This is a genomic window from Streptomyces sodiiphilus (assembly GCF_039529215.1).
Lineage (GTDB): Bacteria > Actinomycetota > Actinomycetes > Streptomycetales > Streptomycetaceae > Streptomyces > Streptomyces sodiiphilus.
On record NZ_BAAAMJ010000058.1, the window covers coordinates 48,987 to 65,999 of the forward strand.

The following is a 17,013-nucleotide window of genomic DNA, read 5'->3' on the forward strand; positions in this document are numbered from 1 at the left end:
TTTCGTAGTGCGGCCTGTGCCAGGCTGCGGTCAGTAGTGGACGGGAAGTGCGGTGAGGCTGCGGTTGAGCAGTGACGGCTGCCAGGTGTGCCGCTGCTCCGCCAGGCGCAGCCCGGGGTAGTCGCGCACCAGCACGCCCACCACGGCGCCGGCCACCAGCCGGGCCAGCGCCGCGCCGATGCAGAAGTGGGCGCCGTAGCCGAGACCGAGGTGCGAGGGGCTGCCGCGGCGGACGGCGAACACACCGGGATCCTCGAAGCGGGCCGGGTCGCGGTTGGCGGCCGCGGTGACCAGGAACATGCGGTCGCCCGCGCGCAGCGTGGCCCCGTCCAGCCCGAAGTCGCGGGCGGCGGTCCGGATCGACATCTTCGAGGGGCCGTCCCAGCGCAGCGTCTCCTCCACCGCGGCGGACACGAGCTGCGGGTCCTCGCGGACCGCGGCCAGTTCCCGCGGATGCAGCAGCAGGGCGCGCACGGCGTTGACGATGAGGTTGCTCGTGGTCTCCCCGCCGGCGAACGCCATCTGGGTGAGCATGCCGACGAACTCCTCCTCGGTGACCGTGTCCCCGATCCTGCCGTCGGCCAGGACGGCGCTGATCAGGTCGTCCCGCGGCTCCTCGCGCCGCTGCCGGACCAGGCCGGCGAGGTAGTCCTCCAGGCTGACCAGGGACTGCAGCGAGGTGCGGTACTCGCGTTCCTCCTGGGCCGCTCCCAGGACCAGGTCGCCCACCCGGGCGTTCCAGTACCAGAAGGAGCGGCTGTGGGCCTGGGGGACGCCCAGCCAGCGGGCGAAGACCAGGGCGGGCAGGGGCCGGGCGATGTCGGCGGCCAGGTCCCCGTCGGAGCCGGGGACGGCCCGGCGGGTGAGCATGGCGCGGGTGGCCCGTTCCACGAAGGGGCGGTACCGCTCGATGGCGCGGGCGGCGAACTGCTCCTGGAACACCTGCCGCAGCCGGCGGTGCTCGGGCGGGTCGTTGAACACCATCCAGCGCGACAGGATGGAGAATGCCCGGTCGGCGTCCTCGCGGGCGCCCTCCGGGACGGCGTCCATCAGCGGGCGCACCCGGTCGGCCGAGACCGCCGGGTCGCGCAGACAGCGCAGGAGCTGTTCGTAGCCGGTGATGAGCCAGGCCCGGTGCATGGCGCTCCAGTACACCGGCCGGTGGTCGCGCAGGGAGTCGAGGTAGCCGTAGGGTTCGGCGTTCACGGCCGGGTCGAGCAGGTAGCGCTCGGTGAAGGCGGCCGGTGCGCCGGGCGGCACCCGGTCCGGGGCCGTCGTGGTCGCTGTCGTCATCAGCGGGCCTCCGCCCTGATCGTGTCCAGCAGTTCGGCGGTCTTGTGGACCAGCGGGTCGGCGAGCATCGACATGTGGTCGCCCTCGGTGATGTGGACGGTCAGCCCGCCCAGGGCCAGTTCGCGCCAGCGCTCGACGTAGCCGGAGAAGTCGACGTCCAGGCCCGGCATCGGCTCGCCGGCCGGGAGATCGGCGGCCTCGGTGCCCACGACGAGGTGGATGTGTCCGGGGTAGGGGCGGACCTCGGCATCGGCCAGGGCGGCGAGCAGCGAGTGCCACACCTCGACGGGTGCTTTGTCGACGAGTGCCGCCTCGCTTGGGCTCATGCCGGCGCCCAGCAGGAGTTCGGTGAGGGCTGCCGCCTCCCGGTCGCGCTCGGGCGAGGGGGGCAGTGCGCGCACCCGGTCGCGCATCGCCAGCGCGGTGCGCATGTCCCGCGCCACGTCCAGCAGTTTGATGCGGGCGCCGGGGCTGGGCAGATAGGGCTCGATGAGCACCAGGGGGGAGACGGTATGGCCGGCCTCGTGGAGCTGGGTGGCCATCTCGACGGCGAGGTTGCCGCCCATGGACCAGCCCAGCAGGTCGTGCGGGCCCTGCCCGCCGTGGGCCGCGATCTCCGCGGCGTAATTGGCCGCGATACCCGGCACGGTGCTGGGATCCACCCCGCCGAGGAGTCCGCGGGCCTGGAAGGCCCTGACCGGCGTGCCCGGCTGCAGCTCCCTGGCGAGGGGGATGTACCAGGCGGCGCTGCCGCCGGTGGGGTGCACGCACCACAGCGGGGCGCCGTCGCCCTCGCGCAGCCGCACCTCGGACCTGATCTCCGCCGCCGGGGAGCCGCCGGAGGCGTCCAGATGGGCGGCGAGCCGGGCGATGGTGGGCAGTTCGATGAGGTCGCGCACCGAGACGGACAGGCCGCGGTCGGCGGTCATGGCGGACACCCGGACGGTGGACAGGGAGCTGCCGCCGATCAGGAAGAAGTCGTCGTGGACTCCGATCCGGGAGATCCCCAGCACCTCGCGCCACACCTGGGCCAGGACGAGTTCGGTGCGGGTGCGGGGGGCGACGTAGGCGGTGTCGCTGTGGGTCCGTTCGGCCGAGGGCAGCGGCAGGGCCCGCTTGTCGGTCTTGCCGCTGCTGTTGACGGGCATGGCGTCGAGGAACACGAACCGGCCGGGCACCATGTAGCCGGGCAGCGTGGAGCGCAGGGCGTCCGCGAGCTGCTCGACGGTGGGGCCGGTACCGTCCCGGGGGACGACGTAGGCGACGAGCCCGGGCCCGCCGGGCAGGTCGCGCCGCATGAGCACGACCGCCTGGCCCACCTCGGGCAGGGCGCGCAGCGCGTGCTCGATCTCGCCCAGTTCGATCCGGAAACCGCGCAGCTTGACCTGGGCGTCACGGCGGCCGAGCCACCGCACCGACCCGTCGGGGAGGTGGGTGCCCATGTCACCGGTGCGGCACAGGCGTGCGCCCGGGGCGCCGTAGGGATCGGGCACGAAGGTGGCGGCGGTCAGCTCCGGCCGGTTCAGGTAGCACCGGCCCACCGCGTCGCCGCCCAGGTAGATCTCCCCGGCCACGCCGACCGGGACGGGCTGCATGTCCTCGTCGAGCACGTACATCGTGGTGTTGCGGATGGGGGTGCCGACCGGCGGACGTCCGCCGTCCGGCCGAAGCGTGGCGGAGACGGACCACACGGACGCCTCGGTCAGCCCGTAGACGTTGTGGAAGCGGCGTCCGCGCGACCAGGTGGCGGCCAGTTCGGCCGGGCACTCCTCGCCGGCCACCTGCAGGACCTCCAGGCCGGGGAAGCGGTCCTCCCCCAGCACCGCCAGGGCGCTGGGCGGCAGCATGGTGCCGGTGATCCGCTGCTCGGCCAGGGTCCGCGCCAGGTCCGGGCCGGGACGCAGGGCCGCCTTCGGGACGGTGCACAGGCGCCCGCCGTTGGCCAGCGCCCAGGTCATCTCCAGGATGGAGGCGTCGAAGCTGAAGGAGGCGAACTGCAGCACCCGGTCGGCGGGCGTGGGGCGGATCAGGTCGCGCTGTCCTTCGAGCATGTTGGTCAGACCGCGGTGCGGGATGACGGCGCCCTTGGGCGTGCCGGTCGAGCCGGAGGTGTAGATGATGTAGGCCGCGCTGTCCTCTGTCGTCGCGGGGTCCGGCGGCTGCGGCGCCTCACCGTCGGGGACGGTCCAGGTGGCGGGGTCGTCCAGGAGCAGTCCGGGCCCGTCGAAGGGGACCTTCCCGGCCAGCGGCGACTGGGTGAGCAGCACCCGCATGCCGCTGTCCTGCGCGATGAACGCGAGCCGCTCGGCGGGATGCTGCGGGTCCAGCGGCACGAAGGCGCCGCCGGCCCGGTGCACGCCGAGCACGGCCCGCACCATGTCGGGCCCCCGGTCGGCGCAGATGCCGACGACGGTCTCGGGCCCGACGCCCAGGGAGCGCAGCCTCGCCGCCAGCCGTCCCGCGGCGCCGTGGAGGGCGGCGTAGGTCACCTCTTCCCCGGTGGCGTACGAGACGGCCACCGCGTCGGGGGTGCGGGCGGCGTGCCCGGCGAAGCACTCGTGGAACATCAGCGGGGTGTTGCGACGGCGCGGGCCCCTCCCCCAGTCCTCCAGGGCACGGTCACGGGCGGCGCCGGTCAGCGCGGGACGGGTGACCGGGCCCCGCGGGTCGGCGACCATCTGTTCGAGCAGGGCGCACAGCAGGTCGGCGAGCTGCTCGGCGGTGGCCGGTGAGACGCAGTCCGGGTCGACGTCGAGGGTGAAGCCGTCCACGCTCGCGTTGACCAGCAGCGGAAAGGCGGTCCGGGCGATCTCCAGCGACTCGTCCCAGGTGTCGTGTGCCAGCCGGTGGAAGTTGACGTAGTTGAAGATGGCCTCGACCGGGTTGGGCTCGCCGGGGCGCAGCTGGGCGAGCCGGGCCAGCGGCACCCTGCGGTGCGGAAGCATGTCCTGTTCGGCGCTGAACACCGCACGCAGGTACTCCAGCCAGGTGCCCCGCGGGGCGGCCACGCCGAACGGAACGGTGTTGAGGAACAGGCCACGCATCCGGTCGGCGCCGGGTATCTCCGGCCTGCCGTTGGTGACCAGGCCGATGGCGTGACCTGCCACGTCCTCGTCACGTTCGGCGAACAGGCTCATGGCGTGGTGGAAGGCGGTGAGGAGCACGGTGCGGCGCGGCACCCCGGCCTGCCGGGCCAGCCGGCCGACGGGCTCGACAAGCCGGGACCAGGAACGGCGCACCTCGTGGACGATCCGCTCCTCGCCCGCGGTCTCCTCGCCTCGGCGGGTGAACCGGACGGGACGCAGGTCGCCGAGCACGCCACGCCAGTAGCGCAGCCCGTCCTCGTCCTTCAGCGCCGCCTGTTCGAGTGCGACGTACTCGGCGAAGCGGGGGGCGGGCGGAAGCTGCGGCTCTCCCCCGTCCACGACGGCCCGGCGGTGCAGGTCGAGCAGGTCGGCGACGAGCGACGTCAGGCTCCAGCCGTCCAGCACGACGTGGCAGTCGGTGATGGTGAACCGCAGTTCGTGGTCGGTGAGGTGGTGCAGGTGGATGCGCACCAGCGGTGGGCGGGTGAGGTCGAAGCGGTGGTCGAACTCGGCCTCCACGTGGGCGCGCAGGGCGGCCCGCTGCTCGTCGTGGGACAGCCCTCGCAGGTCGGTGTAGCCGACGGGCAGCGCGGCGGTGCGGTGCACCAGCTGGAGCGGGCGGCTGTAGGTGACCAGGTCGATGGAGGACCGCAGGATGCTGTGGCCGCGCACCACCGTGTCGACGGCGGCCTGGAAGGCGGCCCGGTCGAAGCCCTCCGGCACGGTGATCTTGAGGTCGGTGACGTTGTGGTAGGCGCCGCGCCGTGGGTCGGCGAGCATCTCGTGCAGCATGCCGGCCTGCAGCATGGTGAGGGGGTAGGCGTCGTCGAGTCCTTCGGGCAGCCGGGCCGCGTCGGCGGGGTCGAGCTGGGAGAAGGGCTCGACGGGTCCGCCGGTCTCCTGCTCCGAGGTGGCGAGCCGGGCGAGGTCGCCCAGCGTACGGGCGCGGAAGAGGTCGGCGACGCTCAGGCCGAGGCCGGCCGAGCGGGCCATGCCGATCACCCGCAGGGCCAGGATGGAGTCGCCGCCCAGGTCGAAGAAGTTGTCGGTCAGGCTGACGCGTTCGGCCCCCAGGACCTCTCCCCAAATGCGGGCCAGCTCCTTCTCGGTCCCGGTGCCGGGCGGCACGTGCGCGTCGCCGGCGGAGGCGCTGTCACCCGCCACGGCGGTCAGGGCGGCGCGGTCGATCTTTCCGTTGGCGGTGACCGGCAGCCGGGGGTGCCGCACGAACAGGGCGGGGACCATGTACTCGGGCAGGGTCAGACGCAGCCGTCCGCGCAGCGCGGGGGCATCCAGGGGCCGTTCCTCGGCGGTGACCACGTGGCCGACGAGGCGGGCTCCGCCGTGGCCGTCGGTGCGGGCCACCACCGCTGCGTCCCGTACCCCGGGGCAGTCGCGCAGGGCCGCCTCGATCTCGCCGGGCTCGATACGGAAGCCGCGGATCTTCACCTGGTGGTCGGCGCGGCCGACGTAGGCGAGCTGCCCGTCGGGCAGTACCCGCACCAGGTCCCCGGTGCGGTACATCCGGGAGCCCTCGGGGCCGAAGGGGTCGGCGGGGAAGCGCTCGGCGGACAGCTCGGGCCGGTTGCGGTAGCCGCGGGCGACACCGCCTCCGGCGACGTACAGCTCGCCCACGGTGCCCTGCGGGACCAGACGCCGGGCCTGGTCCAGGACGTAGCCGCGCTGGCCCGCCAGCGGGCGTCCGATGGGCGAGTGGACGGGTGCGCCGGGGTCCTCGGCGGTGATCGTCCGGTGGGTCACGTGCACGGTGGTCTCGGTGATCCCGTACATGTTGACCAGTTCCGGCCGCTGGGAGGCGGGGGCGGTGAACCAGTCGCGGTAGTCCCGGGTGTCGAAGGCGTCGCCGCCGAAGACGACGGTGCGCAGGGCCAGTCCGGCGAAGCTCTCGCCCTGCTGGGCCAGGTGGGCCCGCAGTCCCTTGAACGCGGCAGGCGTCTGGTTGAGCACCGTGACGCGCTCGTCGCGCAGCACGGCGTGCACGGCGGCGGGATCTCGGACCTCGTCCTCGGTGAGGACGACGACGCGGCCGCCGCTGGTGAGCGGGGTCCACAGTTCCCAGACGGAGAAGTCGAACGCCGGGGAGTGCAGCAGGGTCCACACGTCCCCGGGGCCGAAGTCGAAGTGCCGGTCGGCCGCGTCCAGCAGCCAGGCGAGGTTGCCGTGGGTGACCTCGACCCCCTTGGGCCTGCCGGTGGAACCGGAGGTGTAGATGACGTAGGCCAGGTTCCCCGGCTGCGGGAGGGGCCCGGAGGGCTCCTGCTCACCGGTGGCGCCGCCGCTCCCGGCCGTGCCGGGGGCGTCGGTGGTGTCGAGAGGGATCACCTCCACCGGCAGGCCGTCCACCGCCGCACGCCCCGTCGCGTCGGCGACGACACAGGAGACGCCCGCGTCGGCGACGGTGAAGGCGCGGCGGGCGCGCGGGTGGGCGGGATCGAGCGGCAGGTAGGCGGCGCCGGCCCGCCACACCCCGAGCAACGCCACTGCCAGGTCCACGCCGCGGTCCAGGCAGACCCCGACCAGGCTCTCCGGCCCGGCTCCGGCCGCGCGAAGCCGCCGGGCCAGGGCCCGGGAGGCGGCGTCGAGTCCGGCGTAGGTGAGGCAGCGGCCGCCGCCGCTGACGGCCACCGCGCCGGGGGCGCGGCGGATCTGCTCCTCCAGCCGCTCCAGCGCCGTGCGCGGTGCGGGCCCGGTGAGGGGGGCGGAGTTCGCCGGGCCGTCGGGCCCGAGCAGCGCGGCGCGCTCGTCGCCGGTGAGCAGGTCCACCGAGCCGAGCGGGAGGTCCGGGGTCATGGTGAAGGCCCGCAGCACCGCCACGGTGTGGTCGGCGAGCCGGGCCACCGACGCGGCGGTGAACAGGTCGGGGCGGTAGACGAAGGAGAGCAGGACGCGGCCGGCGTCCTCGGTGGCTTCCAGCGACAGGTCGAACTTGGCGGTGGTGAGGTCGACGGGGAAGGCGGTGCCGGTCGCCCGGCCCAGGGCGAGCGTCTCGCCGCGCCGCACCGTGGAGTGCGTGAACAGCACCTGGACCAGCGGGTTGCGGGACAGGTCCCGCTCCGGGCTCAGTTCGTCCACCACCCGCTCGAAGGGCAGGTCCTGGTGGGACAGGGCGCCCAGGACGCTCTCCCGGGTTCGGGCCAGGAGCTGCTTCGGGGTCGGGTCGCCCGACAGGTCGGTGCGGATCACCAGGGTGTTGACGAAGAAGCCGACGAGCTGTTCGGTCTCCGGCCGGTCCCGGTTGGCCACCACGGTGCCCACCGCGATGTCGCTCTGGCCGCTGTGGAAGGCCAGGGCCGCCTGGAAGGCCGCCATCAGGGTCATGTACGAGGTGGTGTCGGCGCGCCTGCCGAGCTCGGCGAGGTCCGCCGCGAGCTCACCGGGGAGTTCCACGGTGTGGACGGCGCCCTCGTAGGAGCGGGTGGCCGGCCGCTGGTGGTCGGTGGGCAGTTCCAGGGGGGTAAGGCCGGCCAGGGCGCTGCGCCAGTAGGCGAGGGAGGCGGTCTCGTCGGCCGCGCGCTGCCAGACGGCGTAGTCGGTGTAGTCGATGGGCATGTCCGGGAGCCGCGGCGAGCGGTTCTCGCTCCTGGCGCGGTAGCACTCGCGCAGGTCGCGCACCAGTATGTCCAGCGACCAGCCGTCGGAGACGATGTGGTGCATGGCCAGGACCAGCACGTGGTCCTCGTCGGCGATCCGCAGCAAGGTGGCCCGGAAGGCGGGCTCGGTGGCGAGGTCGAAGGGACGCACCGCCGCCTCCCGCACGGCCGCGGCGATCGTGTCCTCGTCGTCCCGGTCCGCGGCGGCGGTCAGGTCCACCAGGTCCAGGCCGGCTCCGTCGGCGGGCAGCACCCGCTGGACGGGGACGCCCTCCTCGTCGGGGAAGATCACCCGCAGCTGTTCGTGGCGGGCGACCAGGTCATCGACCGCGGCGTCGAGTGCGGCCACGTCGAGGGGTCCGGCGAACCGCCAGGCGGCGGGCATCAGGTACTCGGCCCCGCCGGGGTCGAGCCGGTCGAGGAAGTAGAGGCGTTGCTGGGCCGCCGACAGCGGCGCGCGGTCGGGGCGCGGGTCGCGCCGCGGGATGCCGGCCGGCTTGGTGCCCGCCCGGCCTCGGAGCCGCTGTTCCAGCAGGCGCCGGGCCGCCGGGGAGAGGCCGGGGCGGGTGGCGGGGGGCTGGACGTCCGGAGTGGTCATGACGTGTTCCGTCCAATCGGTCTCAGTAGTCCACCGTCAGGGAGAGGTCGATCTCGTCCTCGCTCATCGCGGAGATCTGCTCGACGAGCTGCCGTTCCACCTCGACGGCGAGGAGCTCGACGGTGGGGTGCTCGAAGAGGTCGCGCACATGGATCGGGCAGTCGAACGCGGCCCGCAGGCGGGATGCCGCGGCCACGGCGCGCAGCGAGTGCCCGCCGAGGGAGAAGAAGTCGTCGTGGACACCGACCTTCGGTACGCCGAGCACCTCGGCCCAGATCTGGGCCGTCACCACCTCGGTGGGGGTGCGGGGCGCGACGAACTTGTCCGCGGCGGGGGGTTCGGGGTCGGGGAGGGCCGCGGTGTCGAGCTTGCCCTGCACCGTGCGCGGCAGGGCGTCGAGCACGGTGATCACGGCCGGCACCATGTAGGAGGGCAGCTTGGCGCGGCACCAGTCGGCCAGTTCTCCGGCGTCCGTCCCCCGGCCGGCGGCGTAGCCGACCAGGGCGCGCTCGCCGCGGAGTTCGCGGACCAGGACGGCGGCGCCGTGCACGGCCGGGTGCTGCTGGAGCACCGCCTCGATCTCACCGGGCTCGATGCGGAAACCGCGGATCTTGACCTGGTTGTCGGTCCGCCCGAGGAATTCCAGGTTGCCGTCGGGCAGCAGGCGCACGAGGTCGCCGGTGCGGTACAGCCGGCCGCCGTCGCCGCCGAACGGGTCGGGCACGAACCGCTCGGCCGTCATGGCGGGCCGCCCCAGGTAGCCGCGGGCCAGCTCCGGGCCGCCGATCAGCAGCTCGCCGGGTACGCCGGGCGGGACGAGTGCGCCGTGGTCGTCCACCACGTACACCCGGCGCGAGCCCAGCGGCCTGCCGATCGGGACCCGTCCGGCGACCGGGCCGGTGACGGGGTGCGCGGTGGCGGAGATGACGGCCTCGGTCGGCCCGTAGGTGTTGACGACGGGCACCCCGGGGAGACGGCGGAACCAGTCGGCCAGCGGGGCGGACGGCAGAGCCTCGCCGCCGGTGACGAGCAGGCGCAGGGTCGCGAGATCACCGGCGATGTCGTCAAGCCGGGCCACGATCTCCTCCCAGTAGGAGGGGGTGACCTCCATGACGGTGACGCGCTCCTCGCGCACCCGGGCGGCCAGTTCCTCGACGGACCAGATCTCGTCGGGGCGGATCACCACCGTGGCACCGGTGCCGAGGGCAGGAAGTATCTGCTCCAGCGACGCGTCGAAGGACAGCGAGGCGAAGGTCAGTACCCGGTCGTCGGCCGTGAGGGCGAACTGGTCGCAGGCGGCGGCGACATGAGCGGCCAGGGCGTGGTGCTCGACGCCGACCGCCTTGGGCCTGCCGGTGGAGCCCGAGGTGAAGATGGTGTAGGCGAGATCGCCGGGGCCGGGGATGCGGCGCGGACCGTGCGGGTGCGGCCTGACCGTCTCCACGCGGACCAGGGGCACGCCGAGCGGGGCGAGCGCGCCGGCGGTCCCGGCGTCGGCGACGACGCAGCGCACGCCGGCCTCGGCGAGCATGAACGCGATCCGTTCGGCGGGAAGCCGCGGGTCCAGGGGGACGTAGACGCCCCCGGCCCGCCAGACGGCGAGCATGGCGGCCACCGGCCAGGTGCCGCGCTCCAGGCACACCCCCACGGGCGTGCCGGGGCCCGCACCGGCCCCGGTGAGGGCAGTTGCCAGTCCGCCGGTCAGCCCGTCCAGTTCGCGGTAGGTCACCGACGCGTCCCCGCACACCAGGGCCGTCGCGTCCGGGCGGCCGCAGGGCGTGAACGGGGGCCGCTCCCCGGCCGCCGGGCCGGTGCCGCCGGCCGAGGCGGTCAGTTCCGCGCGCTCCTCGGCACTCAGCAGGTCCAGCCGTCCCACGGCGGCCCCGGGGTCGGCCAGCACCTGCTGGAGCACCCGGGCCACGTGCCCGGCGAACCGGGTGACGGTGGCGGCATCGAACAGGTCACTGCAGTACTCGACGTTCAGCGCGAGGCGGCCCGGCGAGACCAGGAAGGTGGCGGTCAGGTCGAACTTCGCCGAGTTCCACGGCAGCGGGAAGACCTCCACGCCCAGGCCGTCGATCCGCGGGCCGCCCCCGGTGCTCTCCTGCACGTCGAACATGACCTGGAACAGGGGGTTGCGGGACGGGTCCCGTTCGGGCCGCAGCTCCTCCACCAGCCGCTCGAACGGCACGTCCTGGTGGTCGAAGGCACCGAGCACCGTGGCACGGGCCCGGTCGAGGTACTCGGCGAAGGTGGGGTCCCCGGACAGGTCGCCGCGCAGCACCACCGTGTTGACGAAGAACCCGACCAGCCGCTCCAGCTCCAGCCGGGCGCGTCCGGCGACGGGGGTGCCGACGGGCACGTCGCGCTGCCCGGACCAGCGGGCGAGCACGATCTGCACGACGGCCAGCAGCACCATGAAGCGGGTGGCGCCGTGCCGGCGGGCCAGCTCGTCGACCGCGTCGGTCAGCTCCGGCGCCAGCGGCACCTCGACAGCTCCGCCCCGGCCCGACCATCCCGCCGGGCGGGGCCGGTCGGTGGGCAGCTCCAGCGCCGGGACGCCGGCCAACGCCGTCCTCCAGTAACGCACCTGCCGCTCCAGCTCCCCGTTCGCGGCGCGCTCGCGCTGCCAGACGGCGAAGTCCCCGTACTGGACCGGCAGCGGCGGCAGCGACGCCGTGCGGCCCTCCAGCCGGGCGCGGTAGCAGGCGGACAACTCGGCGGTGACGATGTCCTTCGACCAGCCGTCGGTGGCCACGTGGTGGAAGGAGATGACGGCCACGTGGTCCTCGGGCCCCAGTTCCCACACCCCCGCGCGCAGCATCGGCGGCCCGGCCAGGTCGAAGCGGCGGGTGGCCAGGGCGGCCGCCGACTCCCGGATCTTCTCCAGGCGCTCCGCCTCGTCCCCGCCGGGCGGTGCCGGGTGCCACTCCAGCGGCACTCCGGCCGACTCCCGGACGAGCTGCACCGGACGGCCGTCGTCCTCGGTCAGGGCGGTCCGCAGCACTTCGTGCCGGGCCACCACGTCGTCCAGAGCGCCCTGCCAGGCGGTGCGGTCCAGGCCGCCGCGCACCCGCCAGCAGAACCACAGCACGTAGTCCTCGCCGAGCTCCGACATGCGGTCGAGGAACCACAGCCGTTCCTGGGCGAAGGACAGGGGCAGCGGGCCGGAGCGGTCGACCGGGACGACACCCGCGGCGGACGCCTGCCGCGCCCGGGCGACCTGCGGGCCGAACTCGCGGATGCGGGGGTTCTCGAACAGGGTCCGCAGCTCGACGTCACGGCCCAGGCGTTCGGCGATGCGGGAGACCGCCATGGTGGCGAGCAGCGAGTGCCCGCCCAGCTCGAAGAACCCGTCGTCGATGCCGACCCGGTCGACGCCCAGGACCTCGGCCCAGATGCCGGCGATCACCCGTTCGGTCTCGTCGCGGGGCTCGGCGTATCCGGCGCCGCTCGCCGCCCGGTCCGGGCGCACGGCGGGCAGGGCGGAGCGGTCGAGCTTGCCCGAGGTGCCGGTGGGCAGTTCGTCCAGCGCGACGAAGTCCGAGGGAACCGCCCAGTGCGGCAGCTGACGGGCACACCAGGCGCGCAGGGCTGCCGGGCCGGTCGTCTCCGCGGAGCCCGGGGCGGTCACCACGTAGGCGGCCAGCCCGAGGCCGCCGGTGGCGTCCGGCACCGCGGCGGCGGCCGCGGCGACCACGCCGGGGCACTGGAGCAAAGCCGCCTCGACCTCTCCCAGTTCGATGCGGAATCCGCGGATCTTCACCTGGTCGTCGGTGCGGCCGAGGAACTCCAGGGTGCCGTCGGGCAGCGCCCGGACGAGGTCACCGGTGCGGTAGAGCCGGTCGCCGTCGCCGCCGAACGGGTCGGGCACGAACCGCTCCGCGGTCAGGGCCGGCCGCCCGAGGTATCCCCGTGCCAGCTCCGGGCCGCCGATCAGCAGCTCGCCGGGCTCGCCCGGCGCGACGGGCCGGTCGTGTTCGTCCACCACGTGGACCCGGCGCGAGCCCAGCGGCGTTCCCATCGGAACCCGGTCCTCCGGGTACGGTCCCCGCTCCTGGGGGACGTAGTACGTGGTGGAGGTGACGGTGGCCTCGGTCGGGCCGTAGGCGTTGCACACCCGCACATGGGGCGCCCCGGCCTGCCAGGCGGCCAGCGCGGCCGCCGGGACGGCCTCGCCGCCCAGGATCAGCAGCCGCAGGGTGGTCAGCCCGGCCGCGCTGCCGGCGGCGAGCGAGTGGGCCAGTTCGGTCCAGTAGGTCGGCGGGAGGTTGACGACGGTGAGAGCGTGCCGCCGGACCACCTCGGGGATCCGGTTGGGCAGCCACTGCTCGTCGGGGCGCACGACAACGGTCGCGCCGCAGGTGAGCGCGGGCAGCAGCTGGTCGAGCGAGGCGTCGAAGGAGAACGACGAGAAGGCCAGCACGCGGTCGGCCGCGGTGACCTGGAAACGGTCGCGGGCGGCGGCGACATGGGAGGCCAGGGCGCCGTGCTCGACGCCGACGGCCTTGGGCCTGCCGGTGGAGCCGGAGGTGAAGATGATGTATGCCAGATCGCGGGGACCGGGTGTGTGGCGCGGACCGTCCGGGGCGGGGGCGACGGACGCGGTGTCGATGACCGGCAGCCCCAGCTCGCCGGCCGTGCCGGCGGTCGCGGAGTCGGTCACGACACACCGCACCCCGGCCTCGGCGACCATGAACCTCAGCCGTTCCGGCGGCAGTTGCGGATCGAGCGGGACATAGACGCCGCCCGCCCGCCAGATGCCGGCCATGGCGGCCACCGACCAGGTGCCGCGCCGCAGGCAGACCGCCACCGGCGTGCCGGGGCCGGCTCCGGCAGCGGTCAGTGCCGCCGCCAGTCCTCCGGTCAGCCCGTCGAGTTCCCGGTAGGTCACCGATTCGTCCCCGCACTCCAGCGCGGTGGCGGCCGGGGCGCCGGTGATCCCGACGGGCCCGCCGGCCGTGCCGGTGTCCGCGGCCCCGCCGCCGGGGGCAGTACTTCCGGTCCGCTCGGGGGACGGCCCGCGCCGGGCACCGGTCAGCGGCCCCAGGCGCCTGGCGAGCCCGGCCACGGAGGCGCCGGGCTCGGCCACCACGGCACGCAGCAGGGCGGTGTAGCCGTCGGCGAACCGCCGCATCGTGGCGGCGTCGAACAGCGCCGTGGAGTACTGAAGCTGGGCGGCGATGCTGCCGTCCGGCCACAGGCTGAGGTCGAGGAAGACATCCATCGGGCTGCCGTGCAGCGGAGGCGCCACCAGTTGCGCGTCCAGCCCGTCCAGGCTCACCGGCTCCTGCGGGACGTTGAGCAGGGTGAACGACGCCTGGGCCAGCGGGTGCCGCGACAGGTCCCGGTCGGTGACGACCTCGCCGACCACCCGGTCGAACGGCGCGTCGGCGTGCGAGAGATCGGCCAGGACCGTCCCGCGGACGCGGCCGAGCAGTTCGCCGAAACCGGGCTCGCCCGACAGGTCGGAGCGCAGCACGACCGTGTTGACGAACGGGCCGATCAGACCGGCCGTGCCGGCCTGGCCGCGGTCGGCCGTGGTGGAGCACACGGCGATGTCGGTGCGGCCGCTGTAGTGCGCCAGCAGCGCCTGGTAGACCGTGAGCAGCAGCATGTAGCGGGTCGCCCGGTGGTCGCGGGCGACCCGGTCGGCCTCGGCCACCAGGCCGGCCGGCAGCGAGAAGCGGACGACGTCCCCGGAGCCGTCCCAGAAGCGGGGGCGGGGCCGGTCGGTGGGCAGCGCCAGCGGCGTCAGGCCGTCCAGCCGGTCGCGCCAGTAGCCCAGCAGGCGCTCCATGCGCGCCCCGCTCAGCCGCTCGGTCTGGGCCCGGGCGAAGTCGGCGTACTGCCGCGCGGGCGGCTCCACGCTCTCTCCCCGGTATCCGGCGGCCAGTTCGCGCAGCAGCAGGCTCCAGGACCAGCCGTCCACGGCGATGTGGTGGATCACCACCAGCAGCACGTGCTCGCCCGGGGCGATCCGGGCGAGCGTCATGCGCATCGGCGCCTCCGCGGCGAGGTCGAGGGGACGGGACAGCTCCCGCTCGAACAGTTCCTCGACGCTGCCGGCCTCGACCCGCCGCAGCACGACGCTGCCGGGCTCGTCGACCTGCGGCACGGGCTCCCCGTCGACCGGGACGAAGCGGGTGCGCAGCACCTCGTGGCGGTCCGTGATGCCGCGCAGCGCCCGCTCGAGCGCCGGGATGTCGAGGGCGCCGCGGATGCGCAGCGCCAGGGGGAGCAGGGACTCCGAGGAGCCCTGCGCAAGCTGGTCGAGGAACCACATCCGCCGCTGCGCGAACGATGTCACCGGGACATCGCCGCCTCGCCTCGCCCGATTGTTCGCTGCGCCAACCTTCACTGTGGCCTCCCTGCGGTGTTTCCCCACACACTGCTGTGCGCGGAGGGCGGTCAACAGGGAAGAAGGCGCAGCCACGAGCGCAGCCCGTGCGCGTGCCCGCCGACGTCCGGCGCCGCGCGGCACACGGACAACCCGGCGCGCCCGGCCGGGTGTCCGGCCGGCGGTNGGGACGGGGGTGGCGCGCGGTGCGGGCTACCGCTCGTCCACCGCGACGAAGCGCAGCTCCGAGGTGTAGGCGTTGCCGCGGTCGTCGGTCAGCCACGCGTGTTCGGGGGTGGGCAGCATCTCGGTGACGGTGACCCTCCCCCCGGGTTCCTTGCGGGCCAGCCGCCGCACCGCCTTGGCGAAGATGTTGACGTACACCGGGCTGTCGAAGTCGACGTAGAACGGCCGGGTCTCGGTGGGCAGGACCATGAAGACGAAGCGTGGCAGGCGGTGTTCCTCGCGCCACCGGCGGGTCCGCACGAACCGGCGGGCCTCGTCCTTCTCGTGCGCGAAGTCCATGCCGGCCGCGGGCAGCCGCCAGGTCTCCCTGGCCACCACCAGCCGGTCGACCGTGACCCTCGGCGAGTGCCCGGACTCGGGCAGGATCCGGAACATGTCCATCGCCAGGGTGGTCAGCACGTGGGAGAAGACCTCCACCGCCGGGAACACGGCCCCGTCGGGCAGGACGGCCACCAGTTCGCCGTCCCGCTCGGTCACCGTCACGTCGGAGCTGAGCACGGTGCGCGGGCGGGCCGGGTCGGCGGTGAAGTCGACCAGGGCCACGTAGTAGTCCTCCGGACGGACCAGGGTGTGCCTGATCCGTCCCGACAGGCGGGACCGGTGCTCCTTGGGCAGCAGCGGCATCAGCCGGGGCCCCGGGTGGTCGCGTCCGGTCAGGTCCAGCAGCTCGCCGGGGTCAGGGTGCTGGTTGACGAACAGCGAGGCGCCCAGGGTGTTGGCGGCCATGTGCAGCTCGCCCAGGACCAGTTCGAAGTCCCCGCGGGCGACCGCCTGTTCATCGGTGGCGGCGATCATGATGTCCGGACTGAAGCAGCGTGCCGCGGCCCAGCCGCCGCCGGGGCCGCCGAAGTGCTCGGTGACCGGTCCGGCGATGTCCTCCAGGGACACCCGTACCCGGCTGCTGCCCGGCTGCGGCGCCAGGATGTCCGCCCACCGGCTCCGGAACTCCTCCTGGAGCGTGGCGGCTTCCGTGCGGGCGTCCCCGTGCAGGATGGGCATGCAGCCGAACCAGAACGCCGCCAGATCGACCGGGCCGCGCCGGGCCAGGCGGGCGTACACGTCCTTCGCCCGGGTCATCACGGCGTCGGCGAGCCGGGCGGTGACCCAGCCGGCGCTGGTGAGCAGTGGGTCCAGCGGTGCCAGCGCGTCGTGCACGGCACGGCCCACGCGAGCGGAGGCCGAGCGCCGGCAGTCCGAGTACACCAGGGCGCGGCACGGCGCCGTGCCCGCCGACTTCTCGCGGACGCCGGCCGCTCCGGTCAGCGCGGCGAAGTCCGCCTCCAGGCCGGTCAGCGCGTCCACCAGGTCGTCGGCACCCTCGGCCGCCCGGACGCGCCGCCGCCCCCGTTCGAGGGTGTCGAGCGCGTCGAGGCCGCGCTGCCGCAGCGCGGGGTCACCGACCCGGTCCAGCCAGGCCCGCAGCCGGCGCTCCGGACGGGCGTCGGCCGGCACCTCCAGCTTCCACACCACCCACCGCTGCCGCACCGCCTCGGCCAGTGCCGCCGGCACGTCGGTGTCCGGCAGCGCGGCGGCGATCTCCCGGGCGGGCCGCACTCCGTCGCACAGCGCGAGCACGGCGGCGGTCCGCGGGTCGACGGTTGTCGGCGGCCGTCCGGGGACCGTCACCTCGGTGCCGTCCAGGCGCACGAACGGCACCCGGCGGGGAGCGACCCATTCCTTCAGCGCCGGGTCGCTGTCCAGCGTCTCGGCCAGGGTGTCGATGGCCCAGCTGGCGAAGTACACCTCCGAGGCGGCGATCAAGCCGGTCCCCGGATCGACCGTCACTCCTTCGACGCCCCCGTCCCAGCGGCCCCATCCGACAGGGCCGAAGAACCCGAT

General features: G+C 74.4%; 4 protein-coding genes. All 4 read right to left on the bottom strand.

Annotated features, from left to right (window positions below):
• Window positions 1-30 precede the first annotated feature (30 nt).
• Window positions 31-1,293, bottom strand: coding sequence for a cytochrome P450 (locus ABD299_RS21410; RefSeq protein ID WP_344265182.1), 1,263 nt, complete (start codon window positions 1,291-1,293; stop codon window positions 31-33).
• Window positions 1,293-8,588: an amino acid adenylation domain-containing protein gene (locus ABD299_RS21415; RefSeq protein ID WP_344265184.1), complete on the bottom strand. Its 7,296-nt coding sequence runs from the start codon at window positions 8,586-8,588 to the stop codon at window positions 1,293-1,295. The genes ABD299_RS21410 and ABD299_RS21415 overlap by 1 nt, the downstream gene beginning before the upstream one ends.
• A 22-nt stretch (window positions 8,589-8,610) precedes the next feature.
• The gene (locus tag ABD299_RS21420) at window positions 8,611-14,898 is read right to left on the bottom strand and encodes an amino acid adenylation domain-containing protein (protein ID WP_344265186.1); all 6,288 of its coding nucleotides are present in this window, start codon (window positions 14,896-14,898) and stop codon (window positions 8,611-8,613) included.
• Window positions 14,899-15,141: 243 nt separating this feature from the next.
• Window positions 15,142-17,013, bottom strand: a 1,872-nt coding sequence (locus tag ABD299_RS21425) for a lantibiotic dehydratase (protein WP_344265188.1), incomplete at its 5' end; no start/stop codon positions are given.